This window comes from Pseudoalteromonas sp. MSK9-3, from assembly GCF_003590335.1.
In the GTDB taxonomy this organism is placed as follows: Bacteria; Pseudomonadota; Gammaproteobacteria; order Enterobacterales; family Alteromonadaceae; genus Pseudoalteromonas.
The window spans coordinates 102,597-124,569 of record NZ_MIET01000014.1; the positions used below are offsets into that span (position 1 = coordinate 102,597).

A 21,973-nucleotide genomic window follows, 5' to 3' on the forward strand; every position below is an offset into this window, starting at 1 on the left:
CAAGTTAGCTGTTGCTTTGCTATGAACGGCACGTTTAGCAGCGCTTTTTATTTTATCTATTCACAGCCGAAAAAGTACGCATTATGAATAAATAGGCCCAGTATGTTGCTGAGTCTTGATATGCATAATGCGTATGTTAGTGTGAGTTAACTATTTCACTTTTTAGGGCGTTACAGCTTAATCCTTTTAACTTAAGTTACTCTCTAAGTGGCGCCAAAGCACGCTCTGATGCGTATCGTGCTGCCATTGTTTAAAGTAAGTGTTAAACAATGGCGTCCAATCACCCAAAGTAATATCGTACTGTTTGAGTAACGCTTTAAAATTGTCTTTATTGTATGGCGTCATCGGCATTAAATAGGTTTCAAACAGATACTCATCATAGCCGGGTCTGCATGACAACAAGCCTTCCATAATGATTCGGTCATGTTCGTCAGTGAGCTTCTTTGCATAACCCTCACAGGCATGAATAAAGGTTGCTTTGTTCTCGGTAGAAAAGCAAAGTTGGTGTTGCTCTGCGTATTGGTAAAACCTATCAATAGGAAGCGGGGCTTGGTTGGCAACATTAAACACCGTATTACGTTTGTCTTTATCAGCCATGCCAAACACAATACTTTGTGCTGCTTTGTCAACGGGGATAATGTCGAGCAAATAAGGCATTCCTTGTGCACGAACAGGTACACTGAGCATCATACGTAAAATACGATGGAATATATCATCGGTATTGCCTATGCCTGTGGTTGATGACCCTGATATTTCAGAGAAACGATAAATGGTGTATGGCACACCGTATTCAGACGCTTGGCGTATATTCTCTTCTTGCACCCATTTTGATTGCCCATAGCCACTACAAATTAATGATGCATCGTCTGTGTTAATAAAATCCTCTATTGGATTGACTGAAAAATGCGAGTTGTTTACCTGTGTGCTGGCGGTTGTACTTGACACAAAGTGCATCATTTTCAGCGTTTGGCTGGTTGCCATAGTTAGGAGTTCATTGGTGCCAGCAACCGACTTTTTAAATGCAAAGTACGGCTGAATATGGTTTACGTACGAAGCCGTGTGAACGATATGCTCAACTTCAGCACATAGTTTTAGCCAATTCTTTTTCGATAAGCCCAGTTGTGGACGTTCCATATCGCCCAATACAGGCACAATACGGCGCATATCTATTTTTAATTGGTAACTCGCTGCGGTGTTTTGCAATCGTTGTTGTGCTTTTTTCAGTGAGGGTGCGCGCACTAAGCAATATACTTTTGCCTGTGTGGTATCCATTAGCTGACTTAAAATATGACAGCCAAGAAACCCAGTAGCTCCTGTTAATAATACAAATTTAACGTCGCCATCATAGGCATGATCAAGCGCAGAAGGGGGCTCTGACAGTGTGAATCCTGCGTCTAAAATAAAGTCAGGCACTTGTTTTAGTTTCTCAGGTAAATGCTTTTGTGGCGTTTGTACTAAAAGGTCTGTGTTGCTTTGTTGCTCAGCGAGTAATTCAATCTCAGTGATCAATGCTTGAATGGTATTCATATTTTTAAAAGCGTCAGCTTGAATATCTATACTCAGTTGCGCTTTTAACTGTTGAAAGGTTTTTAATAGAGAAATTGAATCAAATCCATAATCATATAAATCACATTCCAGATCTAATTCGTTGGGTTCAACCCCAATGACATTGGCTACAATGTTGATCACCACCTCAGATATATTGTGCTGCGATGAGGGCGATATTATTGCGCTATTGCCAGTCACCTTAATTGATTGCTTCTGCGCACGTTTTAAATGGCTGAGGGTATTATGATAAATTTTATCGCTGTTATGACAGGACATAACACACAGTGAACTCTGTCCAGACATCAATAGGGTGGGCATCGCTTCAAACGCCTCGGTCATGTGAATGAGTGAATACCCTTTTTTGATAGCAAACTCATTCTCAATGCTTTTTACGGGGTTGTTCGAATGCCAATAGCCCCAATTAATGGCAAGAGATTTACCCTGCCGAGCACCCTGTATTACAGCGAGGTCTCGTGCACTTGCAAAGGTATTTTGAAAGCCATTACCGTACGAGTACGATAAATGGTTTAACGAGCCAAACACCGCCATCGAAGAAAACATCACAAAAAAGTCCAAGGGAGTGTTTCTAAACACGTGATCTAGCACCATCGACCCTTGTACTTTGACCGATAATGCTTGTTCAAAATCTTGCCAGCTATTCTCGAACTCAGAAAACGCAGTGCCCAAATGAAGTATGCCATTGAGTGATTGCTGTTGTTGCAGCTCTAATGTATCTATGTAGTCTTTCACCTGCACTACATCGTCTTCATTAGAAACGTCACATGACAAATAATGTACTTTACCAGGAAGCGCACTTAACTTTTCTATGGCTGATTTATTATGTGCTGCAGATGTTCGCCCGAGTAAAATAAGCGTGGCAGTGTATTGCGTCAATAGTTGTTCACATAGTTGTTGGCCAAGCTCGCCTAAAGCGCCAGCAATAAGATACACACCATGGTGTTTAAATTGTATAGGCTCATTAGGTGCGCTTTGATGTTGATATTCTGCCATGTTGGTTTTATTGAGCTGTGCGCCAAATCGCGCATTCTGAGCGTATTTCACATGGTTAAACTGCTGGTCTACATTATTGGCTAACTGGGGGGCACAATATTCTTGCAACAGCAGGGTTTGCCATGTATCTCGGTTACTTTTTTCGTTGGAAGAAGCATTGTTAATAAACTCAACTGTTGTCCATTGGTGAAGTGTGTTTCTTAACGAATAACTCCTAAGTAATGCTGTAATATCATAGCGAGGCAGTGAGTCAGTGTCGTTAAAGCTGGCATAAAATAGCTGGATTGCGTCTTTATCAAATGCGTCTATGGCTTTAATGAATTGGAACAGAGGCTCAAGTTGGGTTGTTATATCGTTTAAGGCTGAACCACCGAGTCGCTGTTGGCTAGACGCTGAATTTTGAGTGCTATCAGGCGTGTTATTTTCGTATACATCGCCACCTAGGTTTTGCGATACGCAAGCGTGCTGTGCAATAAAAAACACCACGTCAGGTCGAGTGTCTGACGTAAACGTGTGCTCGCTGTGGTCATTAGTGAGCTCTGAAAACAAGAGACAATTTACGGTGTCGCGTATGCAAGGGGACAGTGTGTTGAGCAAGGCATGTTGGGATTTTTCGTCATAAGATACAATCAATACCCGCTTACCTGACAAGTTTGCTACGTCTGAGAGTGGTGTTAACTCAGAGTTGACTATAGGCGCCGAGACCCAGTCATTTTCTAATACTAACCATGGTGTTGCACCATGGTTAAACGCGTTTTTTTCTCCCTCATTAGACGGGCTGGTTTTCTCAAGCTCTAGGCTGGTTACGCCTCGTTCCAAGTGAATGGCATCGATAAATGAGGTTGTTGGCAAATGCATTTTCTTTAGCTTCGAAGACGTATCGCTATTAAATGTGTCCCAGCATACATCTTTTGAGTTGAGCCAAAACTTGGCAAGCGCTGGCAAGTTGTTTGATTGTTTCAGCGTTTGCACATCATCATTAGTTAAAGTCGCTTTGTGTGCTTTATTGACGGCGGAGGCTTTGAAGCGACCTGATTTGATTTCTTTTATCGTATCCGTTAATGAATTTATTAACTCAGCCATGGAAGCCACCACCCATGCTGCTCGGTATTTTTGATGCGTGCGACCCACTTGGAGTGTATATGCCAATCGTGCCAGTTGGTGCGGTGTATCAAGATCCGTATTTATTGGATCAGATAAAAATGATTTAAGCTCAATGATTTGCGCTTGTAGCTGAGTATCTGTATTGGCCGATAGTAAAACAATAGATGTGTCGCCAGTAGTGCATGGTTTAATGGGGTCAACCGCCTTGTCGTGACTGTGACTCGAAGGGGCGTCTAAATCATTACAGGCAGTATCATTTTGATACTCTTCAAGCACGAGGTGGGCGTTAACGCCACTGATCCCAAATGAGCTTACAGCCGCTCGGCGTTGCTGTTGTGACTGCCAGTCAGCCAATGTTGTTTGCACAGTAAAGGGGGTGTTATCGAGGGACAAGTATGGGTTAAGCGCCTTTACATGCAGTGATGGTGCTAGTGTTTTATGCTTAAATTGCAGCAGCACTTTAATGACGCCAGCAATACCTGCGGCGATTTCTAAGTGACCGACGTTACTTTTAACAGATCCTAATGCGCACGTTGTTTCTTCCGAAGGCTGGTTATTTGCAGTCGAATAAGCCTGTTTTAATGCGTCGATTTCAACCGGATCACCTAATGATGTCCCTGTACCATGACATTCGATATAGCTAATAGATGCTGGGTCAACCTTGGCATTTTGCCAAGCCTTAGTAAGCAAGCGTGACTGAGCCTTGGCATTAGGCACAGTGAAACCATGGGATTTTCCACCATGATTGACCGCTGAACCTAAAATGGTGCCGTAAATAGAGTCATTGTCTTTTTCGCAAGCTGAGCGTTTTTTAAGAAACAGCATACCAATCCCTTCACCACGGACAATGCCATCAGCGTCATCGGAGAACGGTCTGCATTTACCTGTCGGTGATAAAGCGCCAATGTCGTGCATAGCCAATGATGCATGCGGTGTGTCGATAATGTTCACCCCACCTACAATGGCCTGATCACAATCACCTTGTTCTATGGCGCGTACTGCTTTGTGTATTGCCACTAATGAAGAAGAGCATGTTGTATCAACACCTTCACTTGGACCATGTAAATCAAGAAAATAACTCATTCGATTAGGCGCAAAAGCAGAGGAAGTCAGCATACCTTGGTAATAATTTGACTGACAGCCAACAAATACACCGGTATTAGATCCGGCTAACGCCGTCGGATCATACCCTGCATCTTCAATGCATTTCCATACGTGCATCATGAGTAAACTTTCTTGTCGGCCAATACGATTACTTTCGGCTGGTGCAATGTTAAAAAACAAAGGATCAAAATGTTCTGTTTTATCTAATTGGCCTAACCAGTTTATTTCACAGAGCAGAGGGCCTTCGCCCGGGTTACTTTCTTGTGGCCAAACATAGGGCGTCACACTGTCTTTGCCCTTGCTTAGGTTATGCCAAAAAGCATCGGGATTTTTAGCCTGTGGGAATTCACAGCTCATGCCTATAATGGCGACGGGATCGTTTGTCAGCTCTGAAGTGCTCTGGCTGGTGGGCTTTGACTGCATTGCGTGATCTGCAGGCAGTGAGTCTTGTGACACATCATTTACCGTAACAAGCTGTGTTTCGTAGGTGTTTATAATGTGCGAGTGAATACTGTTGAGTGTTGTATGTGTGAATAATACACTTGGTGATATATCGAGCTGATACTGTTTATTTATTTGGTTAATAAATGAAATAAATACAATTGAGTCAGCGCCTAAATCACCTAAGTCACTGTCTAAATCAATGTTTTGGGCGTCAACGCCTAACAACGATGCCGCGTGTGTTAGCAAAAACTCAGTGAGGTGCGAATACAGGTGGGTTTTGCTTTGAAAGCGTGACGATGACACAAGGTGTGGTTGGTTACCATCTTGTATAACGTGGGCCTTGTAATCTACCACTGTTTGTACCTGTTGTAAGCTATGTTTAAAGGCTGCAATACCGATTTTCGTTGGCATTGGGGTGATCCCCAATTGTGTTAATTGCGTCGCAAACTGTGGGTTTATCTTCATCCCGCCATCTTGCCAATATGGCCAATCAATACTGCAACTTTTACCGCTACGCAGCCCTTTAGTGACTAATGTGTCACGGTAATGCATATAACTATCTAAAAACGCGTTTGCAGTGGCGTAATCGACTTGGGTTACAGCGCCGTTGATGCCACTTAGCCCCGCGAAGCAGACAAAAAAGTCTAACGGCATATCTTGAGTAGCTTCATCTAGCGCAATAACACCATTCACTTTGGGTGCAAGTACGCCCCCAAATGCAGGCTTGTCCTTTTTGGTAAGTAGTGTGTCATTCAAGACCCCAGCGGCATGAATAATGCCGGTTAAGGTCTTAAATTCTGCGATGATGTCTCTAATAAGGAGTATAACGGCCATCTTTTTTGACACATCGACTTGGTAGTATTTAAGCGTGGTGTTCGCACAAGCTAGTTGAGTTAACTGTGCTTGCACATCCGGGTGTTCGAGCGGCTTTCTTCCGGAGATTATGACTGTTTTATGCTGTTGCATACGGTTGAGTTCGGCAATAAAGTGTTGGCCAATACCACCCAATCCACCGGTGATCAAATATACACCGTCTGACTGCCATGGCATGTTGTCATTGGGTTGAGTGAGTACATGTTCTTGAGTGCTAAGCGGTTGATAGGCGAGCACTTGCCTATTCGTGTGGATGTATCGTATAACCGTTTCATTATCGTGCTTATCGTCCACTAAACGTGTTGTCAGTGTGTCATTGCGGGTTGTGTTATCGCATAAAATGACTTGCGTTTTAAGAGACGGGTTTTCCAAACTCGCAGTTTTAAGCAAACTGTGAAAACAAAAGTATACATTAGCTTGGCTCGGAGCTTTAATTGCGCCGTAGCTGTCATTGAGTACCAGTTGAAGTGAGATCGGCTGCTTCAAAGTAAGCAGCTGTTTAATGATGTCGACCAGCTGATAGCCATAATCTTCAATCTTGTGTTCAATACCGTAGTGACTTGAAAACAGCGAGTAGGTGGTCGCATTCGGCACTGACATTTCTGGTACATCACAAAATATCACATGATGCTGAGCGTCAGTATGCGTATTTGGCGTATGCGCAAACGACTTATCGATCCAATGAGGAACTTGAAGAGTTAATTCTGCGGTGTGACTTGTTTGAGTACTTGCGCTTTTATCTGACGACGCAGAAGCAGGCAATATACTGGTGTTTAAAGTATTGTCATGGTGGGGTTTTGAGCTGTTTTTAGTACTGCTTGTCTCTGGCATACCCCATAAAGTGTGCTGTTTTAATGCAAATGGGTACGTAGGCAAGCTTAACTTTGTAATATGGGCTGCGCGTGCACCTAGCGATGATGTTGAGTCGAAAGCGCCTTGGTATAGAAAGTCCCAATTTGCAAAGCCTGTTTCAAGCCATCGTTGTAAGATTTCTTGATACTGGTGGTTATTAAAACAGGTTTGCAGGTACTCTTGCTGTTGCAATGGCGATACCGCTGGTGTGGAGACAGCTTCTTTTGGATTCGGTGTACATGACGACGAAGTATTTGCTAAGTAAGATTGTAGTTCGTCGCGCAGTTGCAAGAGAGAATGCACCACAAAGCCTATGCGATGGGTCATTGCTGTACGGCCTGTTTGTAGCGTATAGGCTATATTTTTCAGCTGTGACTCTGCATATTGATTCACGCTCAGGTGTTCTAACAATAAATGTACTTGGCGCGTGAGGACCTCGTTACTCTGTGCTGATAACACCACAATATAGGGGGTTTCAGAGTGTGCAGAGTGCATCAAAGGGGCGGTTACATGCCCATCATCGCTCATAGTCGGTGGTGTATATTCTTCTAAAATAGCGTGGGCATTGGTGCCGCCTATGCCAAATGAGCTCACAGCCCCGCGCCTTGGTAAATAGGGGGTTTCCCAAGCTTGCTGCTTATCAACCACATAAAACGGTGAGTCAGCTAAGTTAATATGTGGGTTGGGCGTGGTATAATGCAACGACGCTGGTAGCTGCTTATGGTACAACGACAACGACGTTTTTATTAAACCCGTTAGCCCCGCGAGCGTGTCGGTATGGCCTAGATTTGACTTAACAGCACCCAGTCCACAGAACTGTTTGTTTGTCGTGTATTTTTGATAAACTTGTTGTAGCGATGCAAACTCAATTGGGTCGCCTAAAGCCGTACCAGTGCCATGCGCTTCGATATAGCTAATGGATTCTGGGTTAACGTTAGCGCTTTGCAGCGCTTGCTCAATAACGCGCATTTGCCCTTGGTTACCCGGTGCAAAAAAGCCCGCTTTGTCTTTGCCATCGTTGTTAACGTTAATGCCTCTGATCACACTATAGATATTATCTGCATCATCCACAGCGTCATCCGCACGCTTTAGGACAATAACAGACACGCCGTTACCGCCGATCATGCCATCAGCACTTTCATCAAATACTTTGCATCGTGCGTCACTGGAAAAGTTCATCCCTTTTTCATAGTGATACCCTGTTCGGCGCTGCGGGTATAAACACGCTGCTCCCACAATGGCATAGTCTATTTCTTTGGCCTTTAACGCGGCACATGCCAGTGAAATTGCCGACATAGAAGAAGAGCAATTGGAGTGTACGAACAAGCTTGGCCCAGTAAAACCTAAGTGATATGAAATCGTGGTTGGTAAAGTGCCGGGTTGGTTGAGGGTTGATGCAACATAATCTTGTGCATTGAGTATAAATTGGCCATCGGTCATTTTGTCGTGCACATTTAGATTAGGTGTATCGACGTTCGATGCTGAAATATATACCCCTGTTTTTGGTATTTGGTCGCTGCGATAGCCTGCATCTTCAATGGCTTTCCATGCATGTAGTAGGAGCTGTCGCTGAGAATAACTCATGGTTTTGGCATTTTTGTCTGAGATATTAAAAAACTCTGGGTCAAACATGTCTTGGCCATCGATCCAAGAATCTAGCCACGTTACTGCCTCATTTTCATCGTAGTTATTGAGGCGTTTAAGTAAATCTTTACCCTTGATCAAATTCTGCCAGAAGGCGTGGTGATCAGCCGACTCACTGTACTGACAAGACATACCGATAATAGCAACGTTCGACGCAAAGTACTCTGGGTATGGTGAGTCTTGTTTATCACTTTGCTCAACGGCAGTATTAGCCGTGTTATCAGTGTTCATCGTCTGCTTAAATAACGAGTCTGCGGGTACATAAGGGGCTGTGCTTACGTCACCAGTTTGTTTTGATAGGTGCGCTGCCATTGCGCTAATCGTACTGTGCTGAAATATATCTGTGATTGAAAAATTGAGATTCATCACAGATGAAAACTTAGCAGATAATACGTTTGCCAGTAGAGAGTTACCGCCAGCTTCAAAGAAAGGCTCATCCAGTCCCACACTCTCTATTTCAAGCGTTTGCAACCAAAGTTCAGTGATAGAAGCTTCTAATTGTTGTACTGACACGCGTGGCATAGTTTGGCTAATTGTCGCTGCGTTGTTGTGAGCAATGTTGTCCTGTGCAGGCTGAAGTGGGGGTTGATTTGCTTGCTTTTGTTTTACAAGCGCAGCTTTATCAAGTTTCCCATTGGCAGTGAGTGGCAATTTATCAATAAAAATAAAGAATGAGGGCACCATATATTCTGGTAATTGGTTTAGTAAATCAGTGCGAATAGTGGCAATTGAAACGGCCGTATTCGTGACGATGTAGGCAACCAATACATCACCTTGATGCTTGTTTTGTGTGACAACACAGGCACTACTTACATAACTCAATGCCATTACAGCATGTTGTACTTCACCGATTTCAATGCGGTGGCCTCTGATCTGTACTTGATCATCGGTTCTACCGATATACTCTAATGATCCTTCAAGCGCGTTATGTGTACCATTGGTTAAGCGCTTTGCAAGGTCGCCTGTACGATATAGTCGACGTCTATTACCATCGGCAAAAGTATGGCTAATAAAGCGTGTTTCAGTCAGAGTCGGTCGCTGTAAATAACCTTGAGTTACCCCAGTCCCCGCAATATACATTTCACCTACTGAGCCATCAGTAACAAGATTGCGCTGTTCATCAAGAATGTAAACTTCGTAACCTGGCAAAGCATTACCTATGATGCTATTGTTGGGGTTATTGAGTACCATTTCTTTGTTAATGCTTGCGTATGTAACGTGTATGGTGGTTTCAGTAATGCCATACATGTTGATCAGCTCTGGTCGAGCATAATTGGCGTCAAACCACGGGGTTAATCGTGTCAGTTCTAACGTTTCTCCACCGAAGATGATTTTTCTAATATGATGCGTTAACTGTGGGTTTGCGATTAACTTATCCATCAAGGGGAAAAAAGCTGAGGGGGTTTGATTCAAAATTGTGATTTCGTGCTCAGCAAGAAACAGTGAAAATGTGGCACTGTCTTTTTTGGTTGCTTCATCGACGATAACGAGCTTGCCACCGTGTAGTAATGCGCCCCAAATTTCCCATACTGCAAAATCAAAGGCATATGAATGAAATAAGCACCAAGTATCTTGATTCGAAAATTCAAATATAGAGCGACTGTTGCTAAACAGCTGCGTTACATTATCATGGGCGACCAGCACACCTTTCGGTTCACCTGTAGAACCTGAGGTATAAATTACATACGCCAAATCAGAGCCTGATATGCGGGTTTGAGCGAGTCGTCCGGTTCTGTAAGTAGGAGAATTTATCTGGCTGTCATTCAAACACTTTTCTAATAAGTGTACTGATATATCGTCAGTATGCGATCTTAGAACACTTTCTTGAGCAAATGACAGTGCTGAGTCTAATAGCAAGAGCGTTGGCTGCGCATCTTTTAATATAAAGCGCGCTCGTTCTTGTGGTGTATGCGGGTCAATCGGCAAATATGCCGCACCGGCTTTTAAAATCGCAAGAATGGCAATTAATAACTCGATAGATGGTTTAGCGCAAATACCGATCAGTAAATGCTCGCCTTGGTGATGCTTGATTTCATCCAGATTGAGTAAGTACTCCGCCAATGCATTTGCTTTGGTGTTTAATTCACCATACGACATTGACGCATTACCCGATATCAACGCAATGCTTTGTGGGCTTATCGTTGCGTGTGCTTCAAATAAACGCACAAGAGTAGGTTGATTGCTTGATGTAGTGAGGTTTTGGCTGATCTGATAACTGCGCTTTGACTGAGTGAGTTTGCAAGTTGAAACGCTCGATGAGACCGATTCAGGGATGGCTTGCTTGAGCATGTCAGCGATTAATAGCTCAGTTAACGGGGCTGTATTGCCTGTATTACGTGCGTTACTGTCAATTTTGCTACTTACCATAGTACTACTTTGAATAACCGTTTCGATTAAACGAATATATGTGTGTGCTAACTGGGCTATCAATGTGTGGTCATAGGCATGTTCATTGAACTTGAAAGTAATGCTGTACTGATCGGGTAACGGTGTAACCTCTAAACTTAAATCAAGTTCAGGCTGTTGTTGAAATTCACTCCATACCGCTTCTGCTATGGCTGTATTGTTATCAAACCATGATTGGGCTACAAAGTTATGAAAAGCATAGCCAATTTGGAAAACTGGGTGGTGCTCAGTATATCTTGGCGCATTAATGGTGTTAACAATTTCTGACAATGGCAAAGCGCTATGACGTACTATTGCATTGAGCTTTTGCTGGTTGCTTGTGGTTAAGGTTGAAAAAGGCGCAGTACTAGATACCGTATTGCGTAGTGGTAATTGATTTACAAATAACCCCAGAGACTTAGCCATGCTAGGTTGCGGGCGATGTAACACCGGGATCCCAACAATCAATTCGCTTGGCAGCGCACGTTTACTCGATTTACTAAATTGGCTTAATAAAATCTGAAATACACTCAAGAAAAAGATTGAAGGGCTCACGCCTGTCTGCTTGCAGTAATGCGTTACTTGCGACGCTGTTGTACTGGGTAGATGTACATTAACGCGGTTTTTGTGTGTGAGGGTTTCTTTGGTTTGAGTATGCGTGTCATCTATACGTGAATGAACGTGATCTGTTGATAGCTCAGTAACTGGCAAAGGACCTTGTAATTCTGTGCGCCAGAACTGTTTTAGAGTGTGACCTTGTGCGTCGTTTAACATGGCTTTTTCCCATTCAATAAATTTGAAAAAACCAAGGTCTGGTGATGTATCCGCCAGTGACAGCCCCGTTAGTAATCGCTGATATGCCTGCATTAGCTGTTCAAAGAACATACTTGCTGACGCGCCATCAATTATCAGGTGATGAAACACAATCACCATTAGATTTAACGGTTGACTATTGAGTGTTGTAGCCCAATGAGTAACTTTGATTAACGGCTGGTTGTTGAGTATAAACGGTTGATTTATTGTGCTGTTTAGCGTATTTACCAACTCATCTTTAGTGTTAAACGATGCAGTCATTTCGTGAATTTTAGGCCCATGTTGCATCACACTTTGCAGGGGTAAACCGTCTGTTTCACGCATCATAACGCGTAATGCCGGATTGTTTTTACAGACAAAATCTAACGCGTCTTGCATCAGTGATATGTTCGGCTTAGCAACTTCAAACACAAGGGGGATGTTATATGCACATAAGTCTGGTTTTTGTTTATGCAGCAGCCACAAACCCTGTTGTGCTTTGGACAGTGGCAACGTCTCAGGGGTGATAGTAGCTTGGGTAGGCATATATTGGTGGTTATCTGCATGTGAAAGGGGCAGCGCTTTGTGCGTTACGCCTTCTCGTAGGTTATCGACACAATAACGATGTAATGCCTCTAATGAGTCAAGCTCAAACAATAATGCGGGTGGCAGTTCGTCTATGTTTAGGACATCATCAGCGGCAATGGTCTGTGCTATCGTCATGAGCATAATTGAATCAAAGCCTATTTCTCTGAAATTATCCTGTTCGTCCAATTCTTCACTGGGAATTTTTGTTATGGATGAAATGACTGATTTTAAATAATCCATAACATGAGCAGATTGCATTATGTGCGCATTATTGCTGAGCGGTGAGGGCGCATGAGCGTATGAAAGCGCCTCGCTTGAACTCTCACGGTTATGTGTGTTGGTATTTATGTCCCACACATGAGCGAGTCGTGTCGGCGAACCAAATAAAAAACAATGCTGGGTCGACTGCGCACCAAGGGCAAGTGCTTGATAGAAAGCTGATATACCAACCTCAGTAGGCATCAGCATCACCCCTTTGCGTTGCAGGGCAGACTGCGTCTGTTCGTCAACATGCATACCGCCGTCTGCCCACAAAGGCCAGTTGATAGACATGCTTAGCCCATGACGAGACCCAGCTGCAACTTGCGTTGTGCGATGTGCCATATACTGGTCAACGAACGCGTTTGCACTTGCGTAGTCTGCTTGTCCTAGATTACCAAATACACCAGCAATAGAAGAAAAACTGATGAAAAAGTCGAGTTCAAGGGTTTTACTGGCTTCATCTAGCACAGTCAGCCCCATCACTTTTGGGGAAAAGACGTGCTTTAGCTCTATGGCTGTCTTATGAGTTATTAAGCTATCTTTGTGCACGCCTGCGCTGTGAATAATACCGGTAATAAGCAGATCACGCTCGGCAAGTGAGCTAAAAAGTTCCGTTACTTGGTGTGTATCAGCAATATCGAGGGCGAAATACTCAACTCGAGAACTGCTACCTGAGGAATCTGTAGGGCATTGATGACCATTTTGAGGAGGTGTGATCTGTTCAAGTGCATGTACTTGTTCTGAAATGGTGCTATTAACAGGTGTTTTACCGATCAATATGACTTTAGCATGCGAGGTATTATTTAATATTTCAGTTGCAAATAATTGACCTATTTGACCTAAACCACCACTAATAATATACACGCCATTGTCTTTCCAAGACAGTTGCGTACGGGCAAAGCGTTGTGCAATTGGGGCACTTTCAAACGTTAATTGCGTTTTTGTGATCGGTGCTTTTGTGGTCAGAGTGTCGCTTTGTTGAACATAGCGAATAACACCGCCACTTACTCCAGCTGCACGAGACATTAATTTTCTTTCATGCTCGATAATATCGACGAGTGTTTCTGATGAGATGTTATTTTCGAATGAAATAAGCTGAGTATTCAAGTAAGAGGATTCTAGCATCGCGGTTTTTAGCATGCCTGACAGCGCATTGAGATACTGTGGGTTCAAATTTATGGTGTCGGCATTAATAATGACTTGGATCAGCACTGACTTTTTATTGGTGATAACCTGCTGTAAATGCTGCAAAAGCTGTTCAGCATAGGCTGTATACTCGTAGGCGATATGGCTTGAGGTTACATGCAGCGGGTGAACGGTGATATCAGCTGACATGTTTAATTCATCAAGCGCAAAATCGCCAATGCTAATAACATGTGTTACAGGCGAAGGGCCGCAAGCGAGGTCGCTTTCATTGCTACGAGACACTTGCGCCCATTCACTTTTTTTCCAAGAGGGTAAATGTTTCCAAGCGGGTAAATAGTGCAATAACGCAGCTTGTTCCACTTCATTACTCTTAATAAAACTAACGTCACTACATCGTGCCTCGCTATCAGGGGAATCTTTGTGCGATGGGGTGGCAGAACTGAGCTGTGGCGTATCAGATATATTTTCGCTGTGCTCAGAGGCCGCGCTTAAACGCGCGTTTTCACCAACCGTTGTTGGTTCATTCACTGGTAAAATTACGTTAGGTAATGGCTTTTGTGGTAACCAGTGCTGTGCTTTATCGAACGGGTATACAGGTAAGCGCAGCTTTTGTGGTGTTAACTCTGAGTATAGCTGCTGCCAATCAATTGCAGCGCCAACAACCCATAAAGCAAGTAGCTTGGTATAGTCTGATGCAGCAATCCAGCGTGTGAAGTCACCGTCATCGAGGGCTGATAAGATTGTTCTACCTTGCTTTACTTCCCCTTTTTTCCAGTCACCGCGATTTTTATTAATAAAAAGCTGTAATTGAGCCTTAATCTGTTCGGGGTGTGACGCCACAAACCCCATTCGGTATTCCATTTGTTCACGGGCGGTATGTAATGTATAGGCAAGGGCAGTACAATTGAGCTCGCTGGGTTGCGACTGTAGCCAGTGATGTAACTGCTTCGCCTTTTCTGTGAGGGCGTTAGCACTTCTTGCCGACAATGTAATGAGCGCTGCGTGTTCAGAGTGCGTTTTTGGCCGTTCATGAGTCGGTTGTGCGTGATACTCTTCTAATACAACATGCGCATTGGTGCCACTAAAACCGAAAGAACTGACTGCTGCACGTCGATTTTTACCTGGCTCGGCATGCCACTCTTTGTTTTGAGTATTTACAACAAAGGGTGAATCTTGCCAATCTATATGGGCATTCCCCGTATTAAAATTACGAGACGCAGGAATTGACTTATGCTTTATCGCCAATAGTGCTTTGATCACACCAGCGACCCCCGCAGCCGTTAAACAATGACCTATATTGGTTTTAACGGAGCCTAACGCACAGAACTCTGTTAAATCAGTATGGTGGCGAAATGCACGGGTTAGTGCTTGAAACTCGATAGGATCGCCCAGTTTAGTGCCTGTACCATGAGCTTCAAGCATACCAATGGAATCGGGTGAAATATTAAAACGGTGATACACTTCAAGATGTAACTGTTCTTGAGATACCGAGCTTGGTGCAGTGATCCCACTGGTGGTGCCATCTTGATTGGTTGCTGAACCTAAAATTACGCCGTAAATGTGATCTTTGTCTCGTACAGCATCATCTAGCCTTTTTAATACTAAAACGCCTACACCTTCCCCGGGTACAAAGCCATTTGCTCTGTCGTCAAAGGTATAACATGTGCCGTCTGGGCTTAACATGCCCGCTTTCCCTGCATGGTGAGAAAACTGTGAGGTACACAAGGTTGCTACGCCACCGACTAGCGCACTTGACACTTCGTTATTGAGCAGAGCTTGGCAGGCCATATGAATAGATACAAGCGATGATGAGCAAGCAGTGTCAACGGCGATAGCAGGGCCTTTTAAGTTTAAAAAATAAGACACGCGCGCGGGGATCACAGAGCCTGCATTGCCCCAAAATAGTTGGGCAGGGGCGTCGTCAGTGGCCAAGGAGGCATAGTCGCCTTGTGCACACCCTAAATAAACACCCATATTTTCACCCGATACGCGGTCTGCCATATTGGCGTCATCGAGCGCTTTATAACACTCTTGTAAGAACAAACGTTGCTGCGGGTCCATATACATTGCTTCTTGCGGCGTGATAGAAAAGAACGCAGCATCAAAACACGATATATCATCAAGTAAACTGGCATACTTGCACCAAGATTGCGCTTGTTCGCTTAAAGTATCCAGTGTCCACCTTGTTTGCTCAGTCACGGAGGTTTCTTGGTTTTGCATCATTGCCCAGAATTCATCTAGGTTAGTTGCAGTACCAAATTGCCCACTCATGCCTACGATGGCAACTTTTTGCGCAGAGCCACTGCTATTTTGTTCATCATACTCACCGTTATTTAGAGGCGCTTCAGATAAGGTCGATGTTTGATGCTGCGAGATAGGCCCCTCATCAGTATGCTGTGGCTTTCTATATCGACGTTTCGTATTGGGTGCACAAGACGCAAATGCGTGAGCATGTGATTGTGCTATCGGGGTCGTTGGTGCATCCACAGCGTCTGATGCAAGCACGCTGTGTTTTGACGCGCTTTGAACCGTGACAAATTGAGCAACATGCGACTGATGCTCAGTGGTAATATAAACACTGAGTGTTGAGATGGAAGGGTAGTCAAACAATAAGGTCGCAGGCAGCGAGAGAGAAAACGTTTCATTGATGTCATCTAGCATCTGAATTGCAAGAATAGAGTCTACGCCATAATCTGCAAAGGACTCGTCTGCGTCTAGTTCGTCTTCAGGGATATTAAGTGCTTTACTGGCGATATAAAATAAAGCCTGTTGTACGTAGCTTTTGATGCCTTGTTCTAGGGTATGTGTATTCATAACACTTGCTGGGTCATTTTTTGCCAATGAGTTTGTTGAACGCTCACTGCTATTGTCAGCGTTGCTCGCGTGTTTATTAGAGGTTTTATCTGCTACAGCCGCTTGAATAATATGCCCATTACTTTGGGCATAAATCACCTGTTGTGCGCTATTTGATGCTGTGGGAGCCCCCACGTTGACAAAGCCTTCTTCCTCTAATAGGTTTTGCCAAGTTGTCAGGCTGAGCAGGGGCGCACCATTGACTCGGATCGCGCTATCTTGGCTTAGCCACCATCCCTCTAATAAACCGAAGGTAAGGTGAGTAAATAAAGACTTTTCAACCACTTCATTGATAAGAATAATACCGCCGGGTTTTAAGCAGGCCTTGGCGTTTTGCAGTGTGGTTCTGATATTGGCTGTTGCATGCAGTACATTGGTTGCGATAACAACATCGTACGATGCTAACGCAATGTCTGATGGTGATCTTTGTGCCGACACAGGCTGACTTACGTCAAAGTACTTGGTTGAAATATAAGGGTACTCTGGTTTAAATTGCGCATTCGCGTGGTTGAAAAAAACGTGCGATAAATCTGTATACGCGTATTCATCAATAGACCATGGGGCTAAGTGGGGTAAAACTGCCGCGGTCGTGCCGCCGGTACCCGCACCAATCTCGAGTATTTTTATCGCTGGTGAGTCTAATTGCGCTAAATAGTCCGTCAATTGCTCAACCAAAACCTGGTTGGCATAGTCGGCCTGCGCATTATTTTTGTAGACGCTTTCTACTAATGTCAGTGAACCACTTGGGAATATCACATCGGTGGCTTTTTTATGGCCTTGTAAAATGTCGGGTAAATGTGACAAGCATTCATCGAGTAGCTTATTGTGTGTTGCGCCTGTACGATATGGTTTATCTATTTTAGCAATATCATGACCGTTCATCAGGTTAGCGTCATTCAAATAGCGTTGCGTTTCTTGCCACCACGATTGAAAGTAGTCCGGGAGTTTAGCTAAGTGTATTGCGCGCGCCAGCAGGGTGTGACACTCCGCTCGATGAAGCGCATCACTTAGCATGTTAAGCACATCTTCTTGCGATAAGTCATTGGTTTGTTGGTAAGTTATAGTGCTGTCGCGATGTAGAAATGGCGCAAAAGTTTGTTCACTTGAATAGCTACGGTGTTGTGTCAGTTGATGACGCGCTTGCTCGGTTACTTTCACAATACCGACTTGCGACACAGACGAAGACATAAACTCTGCGAGTGCGCTCATGCCTTCATTGACCTCGATTGAGCCTATGCCAATTTTAGCCATTTTTTGCTGATAGTAGTCATCTTGTACAATACCAATCGACCCCCAATACCCCCAATTTACGATTTTAACTGGCACTTGGTCACTGTAGGATTTGGCTAAACTATCAAGATACTGACACCCAGCAGCGTAATTACTTTGTCCTGCTGCTGGGGAAAAAGACTGTAAAGACGAAAACAGCAAAACAAAGTCTAGATCCCGATGTTTAAATAGTTCAAAGGTTGTATAACCAGTTTGTTGCTTGGCTTGATAACTGCGAAGAAATTGCGCGTCGTCCATTTTGGCGACACTTTGATCTTCTAAGTGTAAAATTGAATGCACTACGCCATGGATTTGTTCAAATGATTGCTCAATGCGCTCTATCGCGCTTTGCATCGCGTGTTGGTCGGTTGCATCTGCGCTGTAATAAACAGGGGCTTTGCCAATATGTGCCAGTCGGGCTATGTCATTTTTAATTTTTTCATTTTCTTGACTGCGGCCCAGCCAAATAATTTGCGCATTATAGTGACGGATCATCCATTCACTCCATGCTTGCCCGAGTCCACCTGCACCGCCTAGCACCACATAAACGCCGTTTTGACGATAGCGACACACAGAAGATGCGTTTTCAGGGTGTACCAAGGGTTGATGAGTCGCGTATTGATAATGGTGTGTAGCAATAGTAAATTCAAACCACTGAGACTGCCTTAAAGCATATAAGCCTGCGGGCAAAGACACCGCGCTTTGCCACATATTTTCTATTTCTTCACTATGCGCTTGATCAGAGAAACTTCTGGTAGGCACATCGAGTATTCTAATCGTCCACATGGGGTATTCTTTCGCAACGCTTTGTAGTAACCCAATAAGGCCTGCTCCGTCTGCATAGGTGGGTTCATTATGTATTTGTTGAGTCTGTGTTGTAACTAATGTGATAGAAAATGACTTGTTTGCATAGTCGTTGTCGAGCAGCGATTTAATATAGCGGAACAATACCAGTGGCTCTGCGCACTCACCTGCGGCGAGCCAAATTAAATGGTCCGCAATATAAGCATCGGATGTGGGGAGCGACGAAGTGGTTTGAATAAATTTGGGTTTATCACACAATGGCCCTTGGTAGTCCCAAATAGTTGCGTCGATATGACTTTCTCGTGGTGAGCCAGTGGCGATTATCGACCAGCCGGGTTTAAGCAGTGCAAGCTCTGGCGCTGTGCTTTGATGGTACTCTTTCGTGTCGCTACTTATCATTTTTACTGTGTTATTTAACATTGCTGAGGCTGGTGGATTTTCAATAGGCTGTATGGTGTGACTGAGTACACGGGTAGAAAACCCCGTAAAACGCACGATAAGTTTATGATGAAAATCATAAATTTCTACATTGTATTTGTGAGTATCGCACCCATTAGCAGAGGTTTGACGAGCTTTAACCCATACTTCTTTATGGTCCACCTCAGGCGTAGTCAAGCCGGTATGTACATTGAAAAATTCAACGCTTTCGAGCGCAAAGGGCAGAGATAGCGTGTCTTCATCTGAAAAAATGGCAAGTGATTGTAATGCTGCATCGAGCATTGCCGGTGAAGCATAAAACTGCTCACTGTCTGGGTGTTTTATTCGTAGAAGGGCCAGAGATTCATCGTGTTGTTTTTGGACTCGTTGCACACCTTGAAAGCTGGGCCCATAGTTTAACCCTGCGTTTTCAAAGCGAGCGTAGAGTGTCTCAGATGTTAATTCGCTTATGGTCTCTGTGGTCAGCTGTTCAGTGCTGGCAAAGGTAAAAGATGAGAAGTGTGATGCAGGAAGAGTCTCGCAACCTTTACCTTGCATGGTGTCACTTTGGGCAATGCGTATCTGGCCTCTTGCATAGCAGGGTTGGTGCGTATCATGAGGATTATACAATTCAAAACACAGTATTTGGTTTTGCTCCCATAAAGATAGGTTGACCACAATTTCTGACTGCGTTGACGCAAAAGTAATCGGCCGTAGCCAGCTGATATGTTCAAGCGCGATGTGGTGATCTGGTGTAATGTCATGAGACAAACACACCGCTTTAATAACCATTTCTAAACTACATACCCCAGGGAGGACCTTTTTATCTTCTACTTGATGGTCTTCAAAAAAGAACTCACGGCCAGTAAAGTGAGATTCAAATACCAGCTCATCTAAGGAGGGAACACTGCGATGCAGTAGAGGGTGGAGAACCAAAGTGGCTGGTTCTGCAAGTCTGTTTGTGTCGATCCAGTGCTTACTTTGTGAGAACGGGTAGCTTGGTAAGCTTATTCTACGTGGCATTGCATCAAGGTAGAGCTGCTGCCAGTCAACAGATTCACCGTTTATCCATGCTTTTAGCGAATCATGCAACGTGACGTTGAGCTTGCCAATATCAAACACTTGTGGATTGTCTAAGGTGGCTTTAGATACTTTGTCGACGTGCCAAGCGCTTGGCGTATTTTCGAGGTAACACGCGAGCTGAGAAAGGGCGTCTGTCGCAGAGCTTGCGATAAACCCGAGACGGTAAGCCATTGCCTCACGACCTGTTTGCAGTGTATACGCTACACTACGCAGATCTAAGTCAGTTGCAGGTGTGTTGTTCAAGTAATCGCTCAGCTGTGATGCTCTTTGCATCAATGCTGGTTTGCTTTTTGCTGATAAAATAAACGCCATACTTTGATTGAGAACGGGATCTAAATTGTCGCTTTGCGCTGTGGTATGTGGGGCTAGAGGGGGCTCTTGTAAAATAAGGTGCGCATTCACGCCAGCAAAACCAAAAGAAGAGACACCAGCAATACGTGTTTTAGTCTGCATCGCCTCATTCGGCCATGACTGAGCGTCGGTAACGACCTCAAATGGTGACTTTTTTAAGGAGATTTTCGGGTTCAAGTTATCGAAATTTTGTAATGGTGAAATGGTTTTGTTGGCGAAGCTGAGTAACACTTTGATCACCCCAGCAATACCCGCTGCGGATTCTAAATGACCAATGTTGGTTTTTACGGTACTGAGGTAACACGGAGAATGCGCGGCGTTTTTGGCCCTCGTTGCCCTAAAGGCACGCTTTAAGCCTTGGATCTCTAATGGATCACCCAGTTTGGTGCCTGTGCCGTGCAGCTCTACAAACGACACTTGATCAGAGGTGATCCCGGCTGCTTCGTGTGCTTGTTGAATGACCCGAGATTGTGAAAAAGGGTTAGGGGAGGTAAGGGTGTTTGTTTTTCCAGAGTGGCCAATACTGCTGCCTTTAATTACACCATAAATGGTGGCGTTTAATTCGGTTGCTTTGTCGATAGGCAATAGCAGTAACATGCCAAGGCCTTCACCCCGAACGTAGCCGTCTGCGTCGGCATCAAGGGTCTTACATCGGCCTTTAGGCGAGAGCACGCCGAGTTTACTGAACGAGACATAGCGGCTTTTTGTGATCAACAAGTTGACGCCACCGACCAAGGCTGCTGAGATCTCATTGTTTTTGAAGTCGTTGATAGCTTTATGGATGGCGACCAGAGATGACGAACACGCCGTATCGACAGTTTCACTAGGGCCCTGAAAATTAAAATAATGAGAAATACGATTGGCAAATACACCCGTTGACATACCCGTTAAGAAGTGTGGGTCAATATTGCCTGTTGAAAACTCTTGATAGTCGGTATTGCTGCACCCTAAGTACACCCCAGTATTTGAGTTTTTAAATAAAGACGGCGGTAAACCTGCGTCTTCAAAACAAGACCATGCAAGCTCTAAACTTAAACGCTGTTGTGGATCCATACTTTGCGCTTCGGTGGGCGAAATAGAGAAGAACCCCGCATCAAAACTATCAATATTGTCTATGAAACCGCCCCATTTGCTCACCATTTTTTGGTCATCTTTTTTAGGTGATGGGTCGTAATCTTTTCGCCAATTCCAGCGCGACTCTGGAATTTCTACAATGCTGCTGATTTTGCTGTTGAGGTTGTGCCAAAACTGCTCTTTGGTGCGTGCACCGGGAAAACGCAAAGACATACCGACTATCGCAATGTCTTGATGGGTGTGATCAGAAGTTGTTTTCACCGTGGTGTGGCTTTTTTTCATAATGTTGTCTCAAAAACGGGTGTACGCACATTAAATACCGCACTGTGTTCGCGCTGCGGTATTTAATTGTTAATTCAAAGAAAGCGAA

The 21,973-nt window shown here is 44.2% G+C and carries 1 protein-coding gene; it reads right to left on the reverse strand.

Translation table 11 applies throughout. The features are described 5' to 3' along the window. Positions 1-186: 186 nt before the first annotated feature. A complete protein-coding gene (locus BGP78_RS06435; RefSeq protein ID WP_119860634.1) occupies positions 187-21,885 on the reverse strand; it encodes a non-ribosomal peptide synthetase in 21,699 nt (7,232 codons plus the stop codon). Positions 21,886-21,973: the final 88 nt, after the last annotated feature.